Origin of the sequence: [Mycobacterium] fortunisiensis, assembly GCF_019050325.1 — a bacterium.
Lineage (GTDB): Bacteria > Actinomycetota > Actinomycetes > Mycobacteriales > Mycobacteriaceae > Mycobacterium > Mycobacterium fortunisiensis.
The window spans coordinates 57,199-75,891 of sequence record NZ_VOMB01000017.1; the positions used below are offsets into that span (position 1 = coordinate 57,199).

Genomic DNA, 18,693 nt, shown 5'->3' on the forward strand with positions numbered 1-18,693 from the left:
CTGGCTAACGTCTGACAGGATGGGGACATGGCCGAACGCTGGACCAAGCAACGCCGCCTGGAGCACACCCGCAACGTCTTGCTGGATGCTGCCGAAGAAGTGTTCGCGCGCAAGGGATTCGAGGGTGCGGCGCTGGAGGACATCGCCGAGGTCGGTGGGTACACCCGGGGTGCGATCTACTCGCATTTCGGCAGCAAGGCCGAACTGTTCCTGGCGGTCGTCGAACGGCAGCGGCAACAGTTTCTCGACGGCTTCGCCGATGTCATCGCCAACTTCCACCGACTCGACGATCTCGACGCCGACGAGCTCGGTGACCGGTGGCGGGATCTGGTCGCCGTCGAGGGTCCCGACCGCGCGGCGCTCGGATTCGAGTACACGCTTTTCCTGCTCCGCAACCCCGAGGCGCGGGAACGGGTGGCCGCTCAACGGGAGGAGACCGTGCACGCCCTCGCCGACTACATCGCCAAAGGCGCGGCTCGGCTCGGCGGGCAGTTGCGCATACCGGCGCTGGACCTGGCTCGGGTGATCCTGGCCGGCAACGACGGAGTGACCCTCAACAGCCTGCTCGACGATCAGGCCGTCTACCGCCCGTTCCTGCGCATGGTGCTCGCCAATATCGTTGTCCCCAAGAGCAACCGGTCGTGACCAGGCCACGGCATCCCGCGCGATCCGGCGCGCTGATGGCCGTCGCCTCGATGTTGTGCGTCCAGACCGGGCTGGCCGTGGCCGTCGGGCTGATCGACGACATCGGCGCCGAGGGCGCGGCCTGGCTGCGGCTGATCTGGGCCGCGGTCCTGATGCTGCTGATCGTGCGGCCGCGGCCCTCGGCATTCACCGCATCGGCCTTCTGGACCTGCGTTGCACTCGGTGTGGTGACCGCCGGGGTGACCATGCTGTTCATGGCTGCGCTGTCCCGGATCCCGCTCGGCACGGCCAGCGCACTGGAATTCCTCGGTCCGCTCGGTGTCGCGGTGGCACACGGAAAGGGCAGCAGTCGGGTGCTGTGGCCCGGACTGGCCGCGGCCGGCGTGTTGCTGCTGACCGAACCGTGGACGGGTGACGTCGATTTTCTGGGCGTGGTCTACGCGCTGGGCGCCGCGTTGTGCTGGGCCGGGTACATCCTGCTGACGCAACGGGTCGGCGACGAAGTGGCCGGGATCAAGGGATTGGCGGTGTCCATGCCGGTGGCGGCGATCGTGTGTACCGCGATCGCCGGGCCGTCGGTGTTCGGACAGCTGACGCCGCAGTTGTTGGTGATCGGGGTGGGGCTGGCGATCCTGCTGCCGGTGATCCCGTTTGCCCTGGAGATGTCGGCGCTGCGCCATCTGACCACCGCCGCCTTCGGCACGTTGATGGCGTTGGAGCCGGCGATCGCGATGCTCGTCGGTCTGGCCATGCTGCACCAGGTGCCGGATTCGACTGCGGTGATCGGCATCTGTCTGGTGGTGGCCGCCGGGGTCGGCGCAGCACGTACCGGCGCACGCGATACGCCGATCCCGGCCGAGGTTGGCTGAGCGGGCTACGCTGGCGCCAATGGGACGTGGAATCTTCAATTCGCCGCTGGTGCGGTGGTTCAACACCGCTGCGGTGGGCCTCACCCGGATTCCGGTGCTGGGCCGCTGGATCGGCCACGGCGTGGTGGTCATCCGCTACACCGGGCGCCGGTCGGGGCAGACGTTCGACACCCCGGTGTCAGTGCAGCGCGACGGCGATCGGGTGACCATCCACGTGATGGCGCCGGACAGCAAGAACTGGTGGCGCAACTTTCTGGGTGCGGGGGCCCCGCTCACACTGGTCAACCTCGACGGCACGGACCGCACCGGGCACGCGGTGGCCCGCCGTGACGAACAGGGCAGGGTCGCGGTCACGGTGGCGCTCGACGCCCCCTGACTTCAGGCGTCGATCCGCTTGCGCCGGTACAGCGTTCCGGCCATCAGCAACAGCAGGCTCACCACCAGGATCGCCGTGGCCAGCACGTTGATCTGCGGCGGTACTGCGGCCTTGACCGCCGCATTGACGTACAGCGGGTAGGTCACCGTCGACCCGCTGACGAAGTACGTGATGATGAAGTCGTCGAGGGACAACGCGAACGAGAGCATCGCCGCGGCCACGATGCCGGGAACGATCAGCGGCAGAGTCACTTTGAAGAACGTCCGGGCCGGTCCGGCACCCAGATCCATCGAGGCGTCTTCCAGCGTCCAGTCGAAACCGCGCACCCGGGCGCGCACCGTCATCGCGATGAAGCTGACCTGGAACGCGATGTGCGCCACGACTATCGTGCTGTATCCGGTGGCCCAGCGCAGGTCGAGGAACAGGGTCAGCAGCGAGGCGCCCATGACCACCTCGGGCGCGGTCAACGGCAACACCAGGAACGTGTCGACGGCCTTGTGGCCGCGGAACCGTTGGCGCACCAGGGCGATGGCCACCAGTGTGCCGAGCACCAGGGCGATCGCGGTCGACACCGCAGCCACGTTGAGGCTCAGTTTCAGGGCCTCGGTGAGCGCCGGGTACTTGAACGGGTCGGCCCAGTTGTCCAGGGTGAAGCCCTGCCAGGTGTAGTTGAACTTGCCGGCCGGCTTGTTGAAGGAGAACAGCACGATCACGAAGATCGGCAGGAACAGATACAGCAACACCAGCGCGGCCACCAGGCGCAGCACCAGGTCGCCCCATCGCGGGGATCCTCTGACGGCCGTCGCGCTGGGGCGGTCCAGGGTCTCGGTCATGGCCTGCGTGGTCACACCAGGTCCTCCGTTCCCAGCGCGCGGGTATAGAGCAACACCCCGGCCAGGATTATGGCCATCAGCACCATGCTCAGCGCCGCCGCGGCCGGGTAATCCTTGACCACCAGGAACTGCTTCTGGATCACGTTGCCGATCATCGTGGTCTGCGTGCTGCCCAGGTAATCGGCGTTGATGAAGTCGCCGACCGCCGGGATGAACACCAGCATGCTTCCCGCCAGCACACCCGGCATCGACAGCGGCAGAACGACTTTGGTGAAGCTGCGGCGGCTGCTGGAGTACAGGTCCCTGGAGGCCTCGATCAGGCGTGGATCGATCTTCTCCAGGCTCACGTAGAGCGGCAGGATCATGAAGATGATCCAGTTGTAGACCAGGCCCCCGATTACCGCCCAGCTCGTCGAGAGCAGCCGGCCCTCACTGGGCAGCAGCCCGATCGAGCCCAGCGCAGCGACCACGACACCGTCGTCGGCCAAGATTGTCTTCCAGGCCAACGTCCGGATCAGGAACGTGACGAAGAACGGCAGGATCACCAGCCCCAGGATGAGGTTCTTGTATCGGCCCGCCTTGAATGCGATGACGTAGGCCAGTGGGAACGCCAGCACCACACACACCACGGTGGCCACCAGGGCGTAGCCGAAGGACCGCAGTATCTGGTCCTGGTAGTGGTTGAACGCGTCGACGTAGTTGCCGAAGTTCCAGTCGAAGGTCAGCGTCGGCAGGTAGATCGACCCACCGGAGGTGGACAGTGAGGTGCGCGCCAGCGAGAAGAACGGCACCACGAAGAAGATCCCGAGGTAGGCCAGGGCCGGGAGGATCATCAGGTACGGCGCGATCCTGCTGCGCCGCCTTCCACTGGTGGCTACGCCTGCCACGCCGTCAACCCCCGGTCACTGCGGCGTAGAGCCCGTTGAACTCCTGGGTCTGCTCGTCGGTCATGGCCGCCCAGGACTTGAGGTTGTCCAGCATGGCCGCGGGCGGGTTGATCAGCTGGTTGCCGGCGATCGTCGGGTCGATCTTGCTCAACTCGTCGGTCATGTGCGACAGCACCGGCACGAACTGGGTGGTGGCGATCAGCTTCGCGTAGTTGGCCCGGTCGTAGAGGTAGTCGATCCAGGCTTCGGCGGCTTTCTGGTTGCCCGTGGTGTAGGGGATGACCATGGTGTCGATGAACCAGGTTCCGCCGGCGTCGGGGACGATGAACTCGATGTCGGGGTTGTCGGCCTTGAGCTGGACCGCATCACCCGAATAGGCCTGGGCGAGCACTACATTGCCCGACGCCAGCTCTTCGGCGTAGTCGTTGCCGGTGAACTTGCGGATCTGTCCTTTGTCCTTGTTCTCCCGGATCGTGGCGACGGCCTTCTCGACCGCCTCGGTCGTCGGATTCTCCGGCGAATTCCCCTGCGAGAGCATCACCATGCCCAGCCCGTCCTGCAGATCCGACAGCAGGCTGACCCGGCCCTTGAAGGCGGGGTCCCACAGATCTTCGGTCTTGGTGATCGGCCGCCCGGTGGCGGCCTTGTTGTAGGCCAGGCCCACCATGCCGGACATGAACGGCGCAATGTACTTGCGTCCCGGGTCGATCGTGGAGTTCAGCAGGTCGGGCCGCAGATTCTTCTTGTTGGGTACCCGTGCATCCCGGATCTCGTTGAGCCAGTGCAGGTCCAGAATCCGGGCCGCCATGAACTCGGTGGGTACCACCAGATCGGCACCGATGTCCTGCTTGCGCGACAACGGTTCTTTGAACTTGGCGAACCACTGCTCGTTGTCGTTGAAGTCCTCCTTGTAGTCCACCTGCAGGCCGGAGGTCTTCTGGAAGGCGTCGATGAAGCCGGGCGCCATGTAGAGCGGCCAGTTCGACACCCGCAGCAATCCGCTGGCCGGTGAACCGTCGTCGGGTTCGGCCGACGTGGATGGGGCGCTGGACTTCTCATCGGAACCGCACGCGGCCAAGACGGCCGGACCCAGCGCCAGCGCCGCGGCGGCGGCGGCGCTGCGACCCAGGAATCGGCGGCGGGACGTGCGGTTGGTGGCGAGGTGGGCGAACGGATCGGTGTTTTCGGGCATGGGCCACCTTTTTCGGTGTATTCGGTCGACGGGGAGGCGGGTTGAGGATCAGGTGTCGTCGAGCATGTCTTCGAGATCTTCGGCCGTGGGGATGTCGGCGGCCGGAAGCACTCGTGAGGCCTCCGGTGACCAGCTGACGTGTACCTGGTCACCAGGGCGCAGCAATGGCAGGTCCTGCTCGGGTCCGACGTGGGCGATGATCGACGAATCATCAGCTGCGGCAAGGGAAAGCCGGAGCACCGGCCCCTGGAATGTCAGATCTTCGACGGTGGCGGGCACGGTGGCCACGTTGCCGGCGGGAGCGTCCATGGAGATGCGGACCCGCTCGGGCCGGACCATCAGGGTGGCCTGGCCGCCGGGCTCGATCGTGGTGTCGCCGGGTTTGGCCTTCAGCGTGGCCCCGAGCGCCTCGATCTCGACGAAGTCCCGGTTGGCCCGACCGGTCTGCCGGCCGGGCCAGAGGTTGGCCTGGCCGATGAAGCTGGCGACGAAAACTGTTGCGGGACGGTCGTAGATCTCGGTCGGACTTCCGATCTGCTCGACGTTGCCGTTGTTCATCACCGCGATCCGGTCGCTCATGGTGAGCGCCTCTTCCTGATCGTGGGTGACGTAGACGAACGTGATGCCGAGCTCGCGCTGGATGCGTTTGAGTTCAAACTGCATCACATGCCGCAGTTTGAGATCCAGCGCACCCAGCGGCTCGTCGAGCAGCAAGGCACTGGGGTAGTTGACCAGCGCCCTGGCCAGCGCCACCCGCTGCTGTTGACCACCGGAGAGTTGTCCGGGCTTGCGCTCGGCGAAGTCGGTGAGCCGGACGATCTCGAGCAGCTCGTCCACGCCGTGCTTGATCTCGGCGCTGGTCTTCCTGGCGGACTTTTTCCTGCTGCGCGGACCGTAGGCGACGTTGTCCCACACTGTCATGTGGGGAAACAGCGCATAGTGCTGGAACACCGTGTTGACGTTGCGTTTGTGCGGCGGGACGCGGGAGACGTCGACGCCCTCGAGCCGGATCGCCCCGGCGCTCGGGCTCTCGAATCCGGCGATCATGCGCAACGTGGTGGTCTTTCCGCATCCCGACGGGCCGAGCATCGAGAAGAACTCGCCCGAGGCGATGGCGAAATCCGCGTCGTCGACGGCCACCTGCTCGCCGAACCGTTTCGTGACGTGGTCGATCTCGATGACGGGCCTGCCGGCGCGTGGGGCGTCGGCCCGGCCTGTCGGCGTCTCGACGGCGGTGATGTCCGGTCCGGTCAGCGGTCTCCTCCTCCGGTGCAGTGGGCGCTGTCGGTAAACCCTCGCCGATTGCGCCGACCTCTGCAAGCGATTCCGCAGCGATTTAACATTTCTACAATGGATTCCTTCGTCAAATGCCGCCTAGGCATCTTGATTCCATAGTTGCGGGCCGTCTGGGTGGCGGATGCCGCGCCCTCAAGTTTGGCAGTTCGGTGCGCTGTCGCGGCACGAAACCGGCGACTGGAGCCCTCAGCCCCACTCGTGGTTCATCGCACGGGATTCCGACAGCGTACGCACGGACTCGCGGTGGCGATCCGGGGCACGCGACACTGCGATCAGCACCATCGCCAACGCGGCACTGACCGCACCGGCGAGGAAGATCGTCACGAAGCTGATCTCGGTGGGCACCAGGCGGTGCCCGAGCAGCACGGCCACCACCGCGGCGGCCACCGAGCTGCCGATGGTCCGGGCGATGGCGTTCATGCTCGTGGCGATGCCCGTCTCGCTGCCGTCGACCTCACTGACGACCAGCGCGGGCAATGCGCCGTAGCCCAGGCTGACGTAGGCGTTGGCCAACATTCCGGCCACGATGACCTCCCACGGCCGGCCGTGCGCGAAGGCCAGCAGGACAAATCCCGCGATACCGGCGGTGGCAGCCACCACCAGCACCCGCCGGGCGCCGTACCGGTCGATGTAGCGGCCGCTGACGAGCGCCACCACGAAGCCGGTGAGCGCTCCCGGCAGCAGAAAGTAGACGCTGGCCTGCAGCACGGTGGCCCCGAAGCCGTATCCGGCCTGACGTGGAATCTGGACGAACTGGGTGAGACCGAGGAACGCGAAGTACAGCCCCATCCCGACCAGCACGGTGGCCAGATTGGTCAGCAGGATCGGGCGCCGGGCCAGCATCGTGGTCGACACCAGGGGTTGGCCGGCCCGCCGCTCCCACCACCACCAGGCGATCAGCACAGCGCTTCCGCCCGCCAGCAGCGCGACCGTGCCGGGATGACCCCACCCCCAGGAATTGCCCTGGGTGATCGCCAGCAGCACCGCCGACAGACCCAGGGCCAGGCCCGCGGCGCCCAGCCAGTCGACTCTGCCGCCGGCGGCAACCCGGCGGCTGGGGACAACCACGATCGCCACCACGATCACCGCGACGGTGAATGCGGTGGTCAGCCAGAACACCCGGTGATATCCGGGCTCACCGGACATCAGCAGCCCGGTGACGACGAGGCCGACGCCGCCGCCGAAGCCGAGCGTCCCCGACAGCACCGACATCGCCCCCACCAGTCGGTCCTCGGGAAGCTCCTCGCGCAGGATCGCGATGCTGATCGGGTAGAGCGCGTAGGAGGCGCCCTGCAAGATGCGGGCCGTGATGAGCAGGGGCACCGATGCGGTGACGGCGGCCAGCACCGAGCCGGCCAGCACCACGGCGAGGACTCCGAGCAGCACCCGCTTCTTGCTGTAGAGATCCGACAGCCGTCCGATCAGCGGGGTGGTCGCCGCTGCGGCCAGCAGGTTGGCGGTGACGACCCAACTGACCGCCACCGACGACGTGTTCAGCTGCCGGGCGATGACACCCAGGACGGGAACCACCGCGGTCTGCAGGATGGCGACGGTGAGGACCACCAGGCTCAGGCCGGCGATGAGGACACCGGGACGAGGGTGCGTAGCGGCCGGGGCAGAGGCGGACCGGTCGGTCTCGGTCCTGGACACTTCCGCTCCGATCGTTAGCTCATCTTGATGTTTGTCGATTATGACCCGGGTGCGTGGCGGGCCCGCACACCGGGGGCGCGTGGTCGAATAGGCGAATGGCCTTTGGAGTCAGTGCGCTCAATGCGTCGACGTTCAGCGGGCGACGCCCGGCCGGCTCGGGCGATCTGTCCGTGGAGACCCACGGCATCGCACCGTTGGCACCCGACCAGCGTTATGGGCATCCCGCGCGACTGTTCACCGTGTGGTTCGCACCGCAGGTGAACATGGCCGGGGTGTTCACCGGCACCCTGGCGATCACCCTCGGGCTGGGTTTCTGGCTCGGCCTGCTGGCGATGGTGATCGGCACCGTGGTGGGCTCGGCCGTGGTCGCCTACCTGTCGACGTGGGGCCCACGCACCGGTGCCGGCCAGCTTCCCAACGCCCGCATGGCATTTGGTGGTCTGGTCGTGGTGCCGGGAATTCTGCAGTGGGGATCGTCGATCGCCTGGGATGCGCTCGTGGGGTTGTTCGGCGGGGAGGCGCTCGCCGTGCTGCTGGGGATTCCGTTCTGGAGTGCGGTGCTGATCGTGCTGGCCGTGCAGGGTGTCGTGGGGTTCTTCGGGTACGAGGTGATCCATCGCCTACAGGCCGTGCTGACGGTCATCCTGTTCGTCACCTTCCTCGTCTTCGCGGTGAAGCTCATCGGTGGCCATGACGGCCATGACGTTGCCGTGGCGCCCTCGGCGGCCGGTGCGGACCTGGCCGGGGCATTTGTTTTCGAAGTGACCATCGCACTGAGCCTGGCGATCTCGTGGGCCAGTTACGCGGCCGATTTCAGCCGCTACCTTCCGGCCGATTCGCCACGACGCCAGGTGTTCGGTTACTCGTTCGCCGGGATCGTGTTGGGCTACATCTTCGTTCAGGGCATCGGGATCGCCGCCGCGGGCGTCATCGGGGAACACACCGCCGACGGAGTGCACGCGGTGATGGGCGGGGGACTGCTCGGCGGGGTGGCATTGTTGGTGATCGCGCTGGCGGCCATCGGCTCGGGAGTGATGAACGACTACAGCGGGTCGTTGGCGTTGCAGACCATCGGCGTACGCGTGCGTCGGCCGGTGTCGGCGCTCATCGTGACGGCGCTGGCTTTCGGTCTGATCCTGTGGCTGCACGCCGCCGACACCGCAACCCGGTTCACCGATGTGCTGCTGTTGGTCAGCTACTGGATTCCGGCGTTCGTCGCGGTGGTCGTGGTGGATTGGGTGATCCGCACCCGTGGCCGCGACAGCATCGACCCTGCCGCTGAGCCCACCGGGCGCCGTGACGCGGTGGCGGCACTGGTCGCTTTCGCGCTGGCCTACCTGATCGCCGTGCCGTTCATGAACACCACGCTGATCCAGGGCGCGGTGGCCACCGCCTGGCACGGTGCCGACATTGCCTACTTTGTCAATTTCCTTGCGGCCCTGCTGCTTTACGGTGGTTACCGGCTGGTGACCCGGCCGGCGCGCTGACGGTCAGGGCAGTAAGGACAGCACCTGCTCGGTGAACGAGGAGGTCGACGCGCTGCCACCGATGTCGGGAGTGCCCACGCCGGCGTCGAGGGTGCGCCGGACGGCGTCCTCGATGAGGTCGGCAGCGGCGCCCAGCGCAGGGGTGCCGCCGTCCTGGCCGGACAGCCAGCGCAGCAACATGGCGGTCGACAGGATCATCGCGACCGGGTTGGCGATGTCACGGCCGGCGATGTCGGGCGCCGAGCCGTGCGCGGCCTGCGCCATGGCGTGGGTATTCGAGGCGTTGATCGAGGGCGCCATCCCCAGTGAGCCGCTCAATTGGCCGGCCAGGTCCGAGAGGATGTCGCCGAACATGTTCTCGGCCACGATCACGTCGAAGGTGCGGGGGTGGCTGACCAGGCGTGCCGCCAGCGCGTCGATGTGCTCGCCGTGCACCTTGACCTCGGGGTAGTGCTCGGCGACGGTCAGGCAGGCGTCCCGGAACAGCCCGGTGGTCTTGGCCAGGACGTTCGTCTTGTGCGCGATGGTGACGGACTTACGCCGGCCCAGCGCCAACCGGAACGCCTGGTGGGCGATCCGCTCGCACGCCGCCCGGGTGAAGACGGCGACGGCCAGCGCGACGTCAGGGGTGGGCATGAATTCGCCTGAGCCGTCGTACATGTTGCGGTCGGCGTAGAAGCCTTCGGTGTTCTCTCGCACGATCACCACGTCGAGATCCGGGCACACCGCGGTGACGGCCGCGCTCAGCGCCCGGGCCGGCCGGATGTTGGCGAACAGGTTGTAGTGCTTGCGGATCGCCCCTCCGGGTGACAATGTGCCGCGGAATTGCTCCGGGTATCCGGCGTTGTCGTGGGGCCCGAGTATCCACCCGGGCAGCCCGTCGAGTTCGGTCAGGGTCCGTTGCGGCAGCGGGGTTCCGAACTCGGTGATCGCCGTCAGTCCGAACGGTAGTTCGCGCCACGCCACACCTACCGACACTCGGTCCAGTGCCCGCTCGGCGACCCGGGTGGCCGACGCCACGATCTCGGGGCCGATTCCGTCGCCGGGTAATACCCCCAGCGTCAGTGCGCCGCGAACCACTGCACCAACATTTTGGTGATCTCGGCCGGTTTCTCCTCGGGCAGCCAGTGCGACGCCCCGGCGACAGTCTCGTACCGGTATGGACCAGTCACGTACGCCGCGGTGCCGAGTGCCGGTTTCTCCGTGAGCGCGATATCGCGATCACTCCACACATAGAGCGTCGGCACCGTGATCTTCGGGGCCGAACCCAGATCCGACCAACTGAACGGGATCGCCCGGTACCAGTTCAGCGCCGCGGTCAGCGCCCCCGGCTGAGCCATGAAACGGCTGTCGCGCTCGGCGGCCTCGGCCGGCAGACCGCTGTGGATCAGGAATTTCGCCAGCGCGGCACCATTCCCATCCCTTCCGAGCATGAAACGCTCTGTGAGCCACGGCAGTTGGATGACGTACATGTACCACGACGCCAACCCCTGCCGGCTGGTGAAGAGGGAGCGGACGAACGCGGCCGGGTGCGGGACCGACAGCGTCGACAGGGTGGCCAGCCGCTCCGGTGCCCGGCCGGCCACGTTCCAGGCCACCGCCGCGCCCCAGTCGTGACCGACCAGGTGCACCCGCTCGGCGCCGCTGGCATCGATCAGGGCCAGGGTGTCGGCCACCAGTTCGGCGGTGCGGTAGTCACGGCGGCGGCGCGGCCGGGCCCCGGGCGAGTATCCGCGCTGATTGGGGGCCAGACACCGGAACCCCTGGGCCGTGAGCCTCGAGATGATCGGTTCCCAGCTCCTGTTCTGCTGCGGGAAGCCATGCAGCAGGATGACCACCGGCCCGTCGGCCGGACCCGCATCGACGACGTCGAACACGAGTTCTCCGCGACGGTACTGTTCCATGGACCACCTCGTCTCCCGAATGCCTTCTCGCATCATGCCAGGCACCGCCGGCACCTGGGTATGCCGTGCACCAGCCAACCCGGTTCGTATGTGGTCGCTGACAAGTCGGCGGCGATGGCGGAACCATCGGCGATGCGAGAATTGTTGTTTGCCAGTCGATCCCGTGGGCCCGGTGCGACAGGTTGCCGTGACCTACCGGTCGCCGACTTGTGATCGCACCGTGCCGTTGCCGGGACGCCCGACCGGTTGCCGCGCTCACGCACCGTGCGGTACCAATCATGAGGTGCCGGCGGGAAGGATCGACTGATGAGCGCTATTGGGGCAGAGGATGTTCCGGGTCACTGGCTGACCGCGGCCGAGGTCGCCCGGGCGTCGCAGTTGCGGGAGGATCTGGTCGACCGGTTCCTACCGGCCGTGCAACCGCCGGAAAATCTCTACAGCCGTGATCTGGTCTCGGTGGCGCGCTTCGTCAAGGCACTCACCGATCTGGGTACCCCCACCGCTGCCGTCGAGGTGGCCGTCACCGAGCTCCGCGCCCGTCCGGATGCGGCGTTCAGCGTGGCACTGGGAAGCGGCAGCGGGGGCGGGCGCCGGCTGCCTGTGGCACTGAGCGCCAGGCGAGCTCGGGCGTGGAGGACGATCGGAGTTGCCACCGCCGCCGCACTGCTCGTCGGCGGCGCCGTGGCCATCACGTGGCCCCGGGACGCGGATGAGCAGGCCGCCCATCCGGCCCCCACCGAGACGGCCAAACCGATACCCGCCGAAGCGGTTGCCTCCACCGGCGCCAAGCCCGGTGGCCAAGCCGTCCAGGCGTTCGCCGCAGCCAAGCCCGATCCGGTCTGTGATCCGTGGCAGCGCACCAGCGCCGGCTTCGACCGCAAACAGCAGGCATGGGCCAAGACCGATCACCGACTGCCCGCGGCGCGCTGGTCGCCCAAGCAGCGGTCGGTGACCCTGGCGGTCGTGCCGGTCCTGCGGGAGGAAGCCGCAGAGCTACGGGGGTTGGCCGACAAGGCCAAAGACCCGCTTCTGACCGGCCTGCTGCGGGCACAGTCGCGCTATCTCGACAGTTACGCCGGCAAGCTACCCAAATTCGAGCCGAGGGACCACGCGCACTGGACCGCCGCCACCGCCATGGGTGGTGCGGTGAAAGCCGTGTGCACCACCACGCGGTGAGCAGTCGAACCGTAAAAGGCGTGGTTACAGCGGAATCCAGGTCCCGAGGAACCAGAATCCCCAGCCGTGGCCGTCACCGGCGGGCATCGGGGTGACCCGCTGCCCATTCCAGTCGAACGGCTGGTGATCGCGACGTCCCTGGTCGATACCGCGGTTGTGCCACTCGTCGGGCTGGGGACCGCGATTTTCCGGGCCCCGGTTGTCCTGCGGGCCACGCTGGTCGTGGCGCTCGCACTGCGGCGCGCCGGGGCGGTCACAACCGGGCCCGGGATCGGCGCCGGCCGTGCCGATACCCAAGCCCAGTAGACCGGACACACCGATACCTGCCGCCATCACCGAGATGCCTACGGATTTCCTGAAACGCATTGCCTGACTCCGTTTCTCACAGGTGCGACGACGATGCCGCACGGAGAGCAACGCTATTTCGCCGGGTTGTGCCCGCCCTGTGCTGATTGTTGGTGCACGCTGTGCGAACGGTCACGACCTGGATACCGGGGTGTCGGCTTAGGGACGGGTCAGGAAACCCAGCACGGTCTGCTCGAAAGCCTCCTTGGCCTCGATCATCGCCCAGTGCCCGCAGTTGGGGAACACGTGCAGCTCGGCGTTGGGAATCGTGCGCATCGGAATGAGGGCCATGTCCAGGGGGCTCACCCGGTCATCGCGGCCCCAGGTGAGCAGCGTGGGTGCGGCGACCTTGTGCATCTGCGCCCACGGCATCGGGGCATCCGAGGACCGCAGCGCGGCCATCATGCCGGCGAACGCGGCCTTGCCGTACATCCGCTTGGCTGCGGCCAGCGTCGCGGGGTCGGTGGCGAGTTCCCAGCGCTGTTCGATCAGCTCGTCGGTGACCAGCGCGGGGTCATAGACCATTGAGTTGAGCCAGTCGACCAGGCGTTGCCGGGTCGGGTCCTCGGTGAACTCCTGCAGCAGCCGAATGCCCTCACTGGGCCCCGGACTGAACAGGTTGGTGCCGATCCCGCCGATGGTGACGAGCTTGCCGATGCGATCGGGCCGGCAGATCGCGAAGTTGATCCCGACGCCACCGCCCATCGAGTTACCGACGATGTGGACCCGGTCGACACCGAGGGCATCGAGGAACGGCGTCACCACGCCCTGCGCGGTGACCATCGGATGCCCGCCGATGTCATCGGTGACCCCAAACCCGGGGAATTCCAATATCAGACAACGGAATTGCTCAGAGAAGGCGGGCAGGACGCCACGGAAATTGCGCCAGCCGGTGACGCCGGGGCCCGAGCCGTGCAGGAACAGCAGCGCCGGGCCGTCACCGGTGTCGTAGTACCGCAACACTCCGACGGATGTCTCGATCTCCTGGAGGTCCAACTCGGTCATGGCAGACAAACTTACGGGTATCGGCCGCTCGGCCCGGCAGTGGTCCCGGGGAGACAGGGACCAAAGCCCCTATCGGGTCGCCGGATCGACGGGTTCGCTTGGTGGTGTGACGGATTCCGGTGCGCGATCCGGTTGGGGCACCGCTGCGGGTGTCGCTGTTGGGCTGTTCGCAGTGCTGCTTGCGGTAGTGCTGGCCGGCACCGGACAACCGGTAGGCGTCGATCCGGCGGGGGCTGGGGAGGTCCGCACCATCGACGTCGAGTTGAACGGCATGCGCGTGCGGCCCGACACCGTGGAGGTCCCGGCCGGGACGCGCCTGCTGTTGCGGGTGACCAACCGGGAGGCGCTGGTGCACGATCTGCGGCTGGACGACGGGCGGCACACGCCGCGGCTGCGCCAGGGGGAAACCGCACTGCTCGAGGTGGGGGCGGTGACCGCTGACCGGCAGGCCTGGTGCGAGGTGGCCGGGCACCGCGCGGCGGGGATGACGATGACGATCCGGATGGCAGGGGAGCGGGCTCACGGTCCGGTGGCGAGCCCTGCGCTCGAGGCGTTGCCCGACGTCGACCCGGCCGCCGCCCCTTCGCCTGGTTGGGTTCCGCGTGATGCCGAGCTGGCGCCAGCCGCCGGAGCCGTCCACCGCATCGAATTACGGACGGCGGAAATGGAATTGGAGATCGCCCCCGGAATTCGGGAGCGGCGGTGGACATTTGCCGGCACCGCACCGGGTCCCACGCTGCGCGGGCAGGTGGGCGATCGGTTCGAGATCACGTTGATCAACGGCACCGCGATGGGCCACGGCATCGACTTTCACGCCGGGGCGCTGGCACCCGATGAACCGATGCGCACCATCGAACCGGGGGAGCGCCTGGTGTACCGGTTCACCGCGACGCGGGCCGGGGCCTGGCTCTACCACTGCAGCACCATGCCCATGTCCCAGCACATCGCCAACGGCATGTACGGCGCGGTCATCGTGGATCCACCCCGATTGGCACGGGTCGACCGGGAGTACATCCTGGTCAGCGCGCAGCTGTTTCTGGGGGCGCCGGGCAGCCAGGAGCAGGTGGACAGGATCCGCGCCGACCAACCTGACGGCTGGATGTTCAACGGAATGGCCGGCCAGTACGACCATGCGCCCCTGGCTGCTCGCAGCGGCGAACGAGTGCGGATCTGGGTGGTCAATGCCGGGCCGGGCGACACCACCGCGTTCCACGTCGTCGGTGGGCAGTTCGACACCGTCTACCGAGAGGGCGCCTGGGCACTGCGCCCCGGCGACGGATCGGGCGGCGCTCAAGTGTTGGATCTGGCGCCCGCACAAGGCGGATTCGCCGAGCTGAGTTTCCCTGAGCCCGGCCGATACCCGTTCATCGACCACGACGTGCGGCACGCCGAGAGCGGTGCCCACGGCATCTTCGCGGTGACACCATGATCGACCTGTGGAGCGTGGTGCGCTTCTTGCACGTCGTCGGCGCCATCATCTGGGTGGGTGGGCAGTTGACCGTCACGGTGGTACTGCTGCCGGTGGCGCAACGCCAGTTGGCCATCGCCGAACGGGCGGCTGTGCTGCGCGCTGTCGGCCGGCGATTTGCCCTCATCACGGTCGCGGTGTTCCTGCCGGTGCAGATCATCACCGGCGTCCTGCTGGCCATGCACAACGGGGTGACCTGGGCGGCGCTGCTCGAGCCCGGCTACGGGCGGGTGCTGGCCGCCAAGCTGCTGCTGTTCGCGGTGGTGATGCTGGCTGCGGCGGTGCACGGCATGGCCCAACGTCACCGCCGGCCCCAGGCCGCGCGGATCGCCTCGATCGCGGCGCTGGTCGGTTCGCTGGGCGTGGTGCTGCTGGCAACCGTGCTGGTGGAGGGGTGAGCTTTGCTCCGAGACGGTATGTCACCGGGCGTCACGGAAAAGTGATGGGCGGTATTGCCGACGGCAAGGGGACCGGGGGAATCTCAGCGGGCATCTCAACCGGGGGCACCTCGGCCGGAAGCCCGACCCGCGGGATTTCGCTCGGCAGTTCCACCCTGGGAACGGCGCTGGGCAACGGAACCGGCGGAATGTCGCTGGGCAACGGCATCGGTGGAATGTTGGCCGGTATCGGTAGCGTCGTCTCAGGGTTCTCCGATGCAATGGCCGGATTCGAACTGTCACCGCAGCCGACAGCCATCGCGAGTATGACCACACTGAAACACAGGGTCGCCGATCGCCGGGCCCCCACCCGTGTTTCCTGACTCATGGACATTCTCCGGCATGCACCAGGAAGCAATCAGGACAGATCTTTTCCGGCTGGGCCGGCTGCGACGGATCGTTCGCGCCGAGATGGACGTGGCCGAGAGGTGTCAGCGAAATTTTGGGGTCCAACTCCCGCAGCTTGGCCAACTTCGTTCTGATGTGCTGCGTCAGTTCCGGCGAACGACGGTAGTTCAGCAACTCGCGGTAAAGGCCCGCTTGCTCGGCGGCGTCAGACGGAGCCGACACGAGCTCGTCGTCAAGCGATAGGCGCACCAGCCTGCGGACGTTGCCAACGCTCTCAGCATTGATCGGTTCCCTGGCTTCGGCAGCCTCTTTCGCCATCTCAGCGTCGGTGAGTCCACGCTGCATGCCGAGCAGGACCTTCGCGTAACGGGTGCGCGGGTGATCGATCAGGATCTGTTGAATCTCTGCACGGATCGAATCGGACCGGCAGGCACCAGCGTGGACCATGAAGCAACCGTCCCATAACCTCGAGCCGCGGGAAACGCGCTGAAGCATACTGAGGCCGATGCAGCATTGGAAGACCACATGTGTGGTGGCCGGTGGCGGGCCGGCCGGGATGATGCTGGGCTACTTACTGGCACGGTCAGGGGTGCAGACCATCCTGCTGGAAAAGCATGACGACTTCTTCCGTGACTTCCGCGGGGACACCGTGCACCCGTCCACCACTGACCTACTGCATGAACTCGGGCTCCTCGACGAATTCCTCGCGGAGGTGCCACACCAGAACGTGGAGCAATTGGGCATCGGGATCAACGGGCAGACCTACGATCTGATTGATTTCCGTCGGCTGCCGACAGCGTGCAAATACGTCGCCTTCATGCCGCAGTGGGACTTCTTGAACTTCCTGGCCGACCACGCCCAGCGATACCCGACCTTCCGACTGCAGATGGGCACGGAAGTGACCGGCCTGCTGCGCGACGGTGGGCGAATTTCGGGAGTGAGCGCACAGACGCCGGACGGACCTGTCGAGATCCGCGCCGATCTCACCGTCGCCTGCGACGGGCGATGGTCAATCCTTCGAGACCAATCCGGGTTGCCGCTCAAGGAATTTCGGATGCCCATCGACGTGCTGTGGTTTCGGCTGCCACGCGGTGAGAACGCCTCCGAAACACTCGGGTACCTCGGTGGCGGGCAGATCATCCTGGCGATCGACCGCGGTGACTACTGGCAGTGCGGCACAGTCATCGAAAAGGGTTCCTTCGGACGGTTGCAGGCCGACGGACTCCCGGCTTTCCGATCCAAGGTGGCCGCCGCGGCTCCTTTCCTGGCCGCGTCCCTGAACTCGTTGGTCGACTGGGACCAAGTCAAATTGCTCTCGGTGCGGGCCAACCGGCTGCGCCGCTGGTGGCTGCCGGGCTTCCTCTGTATCGGCGACGCCGCGCACGCGATGTCACCCGTCGGCGGGATCGGGGTCAATTATGCGATCTCCGACGCCGTGGCCGCCGCCAATGTGCTTGCCACCCCACTGCGAGATGGGACGGTGGGGGATGAGGATCTCCAAGCGGTGCAGGATCGTCGCTGCCCTCCCACCAGGATTGCCCAGTTCCTCCAAGGCGCCCAGACAGCGAATCTGGCCCGGATGAGCCGGACGGAACCGCCGCTGTGGTTGGTGCGGGCATTGAGTCGATCGTCCTTGGTCAAACGAATGCTCGGCCGGATGATGGGTCTTGGCTTTCGCCGTGAACATATCCACACCGTAGACCGGGTCAGGCCTGCAGAATGACCTTGAGCGCCTTCGTTTCTGCGGCGCGCGCGAAGGTGTCGTAGGCGTCGATGATGTCGTTCAGGGCAAACCGGTGGCTGATGAATCCGGCGACGTCGAGCTTCTGCTGCGCGAGCAACTTGATCAACATGGCCGAGCTGTCGGTGTTGACCAAACCCGTTGTGATGGTCAGGTTGTCGATCCACACCTGGTCGAGGGGGAACTCGACGGGCTGACCGTGCACGCCGACATTGGCGACGTGACCGGCCGGCCGCACGATCGCCAGCGCCATGTCCCAGGTGGCGGGCAGGCCGACGGCTTCGATCGACACGTCGACACCGAGACCATCGGTCAGCGCGAGCACCTGATCCCGCCAATCCGGGTCGGATGCCACCACGCTGTCGGTGGCGCCGAACCGTTTGGCCTGTTCCACTCGGTTGGCATCGAGGTCGACGGCGATGACGCGACTGGGGCCGTACAATCCCGCCGTGGCGATCGCCGCCAGACCCACCGGCCCGGCGCCGACCACGGCCACCACGTCGCCCGGCTTGACCTGCCCGTACTGGACACCGATTTCGTGGCCGGTGGGCAGGATGTCGCTGATCAGCACCGCCTGCTCGGCGGGTACCCCGTCAGGTACGCGGTACAGCGAGGTCTCGGCGAACGGCACCCGCACGAGCTCGGCCTGCGTGCCGTCGATGAGATGGCCGAACACCCAGCCGATACCGGGAGCGCCCTCGTCGGCCTGGCAGTGCGAGTAGACACCTGCCTTGCAGTAAATACACTTGCCGCACGCCGAGATGCAGCTGATGATGACGTGATCGCCAACAGCGAGATCGGTGACCGCCGAACCTATCTCGGTGATGACGCCGACACCTTCGTGGCCGAGGATGCGTCCATCGGTCACCGCCGGTACATCGCCCTTCAGGATGTGCAGGTCGGTGCCGCAGATCGTGGTCGTCTCAACTTTCACGATCGCGTCGGTGGGTTTGCGGATGGCCGGGTCGGGCACGTCTTGCCACGCTTTGACACCGGGACCGTGATACACGAGCGCCTTCATGTTCGCCCCTCCG

At 66.9% G+C, this 18,693-nt stretch carries 20 protein-coding genes; 9 read left to right on the forward strand and 11 right to left on the reverse strand.

Annotated elements, in window-relative coordinates:
* The first annotated feature begins 27 nt into the window (after positions 1-27).
* From FR943_RS14570 to FR943_RS14580, 3 genes are read left to right on the forward strand one after another with little or no spacing between them, the layout of a single operon-like run.
* Positions 28-645, forward strand: a complete 618-nt coding sequence (locus FR943_RS14570; RefSeq protein WP_217158375.1) for a TetR/AcrR family transcriptional regulator — start codon at positions 28-30, stop codon at positions 643-645.
* Positions 646-680: 35 nt separating this feature from the next.
* Entirely contained in the window at positions 681-1,514 is an 834-nt protein-coding gene (locus tag FR943_RS14575; protein ID WP_217158479.1) for an EamA family transporter, read from the forward strand.
* Between the two features lie 19 nt (positions 1,515-1,533).
* Entirely contained in the window at positions 1,534-1,890 is a 357-nt protein-coding gene (locus FR943_RS14580; protein WP_217158377.1) for a nitroreductase/quinone reductase family protein, read from the forward strand.
* Positions 1,891-1,892: 2 nt separating this feature from the next.
* Here FR943_RS14580 and FR943_RS14585 read toward each other — a convergent pair whose 3' ends face one another.
* The 5 genes from FR943_RS14585 to FR943_RS14605 all read right to left on the reverse strand — a co-directional run bounded on the left by FR943_RS14585 (position 1,893) and on the right by FR943_RS14605 (position 7,748).
* On the reverse strand, positions 1,893-2,723 hold the full coding sequence (locus FR943_RS14585) for an ABC transporter permease (RefSeq protein WP_217158480.1): 831 nt from the start codon (positions 2,721-2,723) through the stop codon (positions 1,893-1,895).
* An 11-nt stretch (positions 2,724-2,734) separates the two neighbouring features.
* Positions 2,735-3,610, reverse strand: coding sequence for an ABC transporter permease (locus tag FR943_RS14590; protein ID WP_217158379.1), 876 nt, complete (start codon positions 3,608-3,610; stop codon positions 2,735-2,737).
* 4 nt (positions 3,611-3,614) lie between these two features.
* Positions 3,615-4,802 carry a polyamine ABC transporter substrate-binding protein gene (locus FR943_RS14595; RefSeq protein WP_217158380.1) on the reverse strand — a complete coding sequence of 396 codons (1,188 nt, stop codon included), beginning with the start codon at positions 4,800-4,802 and terminating at the stop codon, positions 3,615-3,617.
* A 48-nt stretch (positions 4,803-4,850) separates the two neighbouring features.
* Positions 4,851-6,041 carry an ABC transporter ATP-binding protein gene (locus FR943_RS14600; RefSeq protein WP_308170562.1) on the reverse strand — a complete coding sequence of 397 codons (1,191 nt, stop codon included), beginning with the start codon at positions 6,039-6,041 and terminating at the stop codon, positions 4,851-4,853.
* A gap of 243 nt (positions 6,042-6,284) precedes the next feature.
* Positions 6,285-7,748: an MFS transporter gene (locus tag FR943_RS14605; RefSeq protein WP_217158382.1), complete on the reverse strand. Its 1,464-nt coding sequence runs from the start codon at positions 7,746-7,748 to the stop codon at positions 6,285-6,287.
* 95 nt (positions 7,749-7,843) lie between these two features.
* Between FR943_RS14605 and FR943_RS14610 the strand changes: the two genes are divergently transcribed.
* A complete protein-coding gene (locus FR943_RS14610) occupies positions 7,844-9,235 on the forward strand; it encodes a purine-cytosine permease family protein (protein WP_217158385.1) in 1,392 nt (463 codons plus the stop codon).
* 3 nt (positions 9,236-9,238) lie between these two features.
* Here the strand turns inward: FR943_RS14610 and FR943_RS14615 are convergent, their stop codons facing one another.
* Complete coding sequence (locus FR943_RS14615; RefSeq protein WP_308170558.1) at positions 9,239-10,315, reverse strand: isocitrate/isopropylmalate dehydrogenase family protein; 1,077 nt, start codon at positions 10,313-10,315, stop codon at positions 9,239-9,241.
* On the reverse strand, positions 10,297-11,139 hold the full coding sequence (locus tag FR943_RS14620) for an alpha/beta fold hydrolase (RefSeq protein ID WP_217158386.1): 843 nt from the start codon (positions 11,137-11,139) through the stop codon (positions 10,297-10,299). Before FR943_RS14620 ends, FR943_RS14615 begins: the two co-directional genes overlap by 19 nt.
* A 306-nt stretch (positions 11,140-11,445) precedes the next feature.
* Between FR943_RS14620 and FR943_RS14625 the strand changes: the two genes are divergently transcribed.
* Positions 11,446-12,315, forward strand: a complete 870-nt coding sequence (locus FR943_RS14625) for an ESX-1 system-associated protein (RefSeq protein WP_217158388.1) — start codon at positions 11,446-11,448, stop codon at positions 12,313-12,315.
* Positions 12,316-12,339: 24 nt separating this feature from the next.
* Here the strand turns inward: FR943_RS14625 and FR943_RS14630 are convergent, their stop codons facing one another.
* The gene (locus FR943_RS14630) at positions 12,340-12,681 is read right to left on the reverse strand and encodes a hypothetical protein (protein ID WP_217158389.1); all 342 of its coding nucleotides are present in this window, start codon (positions 12,679-12,681) and stop codon (positions 12,340-12,342) included.
* A 138-nt stretch (positions 12,682-12,819) separates the two neighbouring features.
* Entirely contained in the window at positions 12,820-13,665 is an 846-nt protein-coding gene (locus FR943_RS14635) for an alpha/beta fold hydrolase (protein WP_217158391.1), read from the reverse strand.
* A gap of 172 nt (positions 13,666-13,837) precedes the next feature.
* Here FR943_RS14635 and FR943_RS14640 point away from each other — a divergent pair, with 172 nt between their 5' ends.
* The 3 genes from FR943_RS14640 to FR943_RS14650 are packed head-to-tail and all read left to right on the forward strand — an operon-like array spanning position 13,838 to position 15,893.
* On the forward strand, positions 13,838-15,094 hold the full coding sequence (locus FR943_RS14640; RefSeq protein WP_308170559.1) for a multicopper oxidase domain-containing protein: 1,257 nt from the start codon (positions 13,838-13,840) through the stop codon (positions 15,092-15,094).
* Positions 15,091-15,531, forward strand: a complete 441-nt coding sequence (locus FR943_RS14645; RefSeq protein WP_217158395.1) for a hypothetical protein — start codon at positions 15,091-15,093, stop codon at positions 15,529-15,531. The genes FR943_RS14640 and FR943_RS14645 overlap by 4 nt, the downstream gene beginning before the upstream one ends.
* Positions 15,532-15,575: 44 nt before the next feature.
* Entirely contained in the window at positions 15,576-15,893 is a 318-nt protein-coding gene (locus FR943_RS14650; protein WP_217158397.1) for a hypothetical protein, read from the forward strand.
* Between the two features lies 1 nt (position 15,894).
* Here FR943_RS14650 and FR943_RS14655 read toward each other — a convergent pair whose 3' ends face one another.
* Entirely contained in the window at positions 15,895-16,365 is a 471-nt protein-coding gene (locus FR943_RS14655; RefSeq protein WP_217158398.1) for a hypothetical protein, read from the reverse strand.
* Positions 16,366-16,423: 58 nt separating this feature from the next.
* Between FR943_RS14655 and FR943_RS14660 the strand changes: the two genes are divergently transcribed.
* Positions 16,424-17,641, forward strand: a complete 1,218-nt coding sequence (locus tag FR943_RS14660) for an FAD-dependent oxidoreductase (protein ID WP_217158400.1) — start codon at positions 16,424-16,426, stop codon at positions 17,639-17,641.
* On the opposite strand, the gene FR943_RS14665 is transcribed toward FR943_RS14660, so the two are convergent.
* Entirely contained in the window at positions 17,625-18,680 is a 1,056-nt protein-coding gene (locus tag FR943_RS14665) for a zinc-dependent alcohol dehydrogenase family protein (protein WP_217158402.1), read from the reverse strand. The genes FR943_RS14660 and FR943_RS14665 overlap by 17 nt on opposite strands.
* Positions 18,681-18,693: the final 13 nt, after the last annotated feature.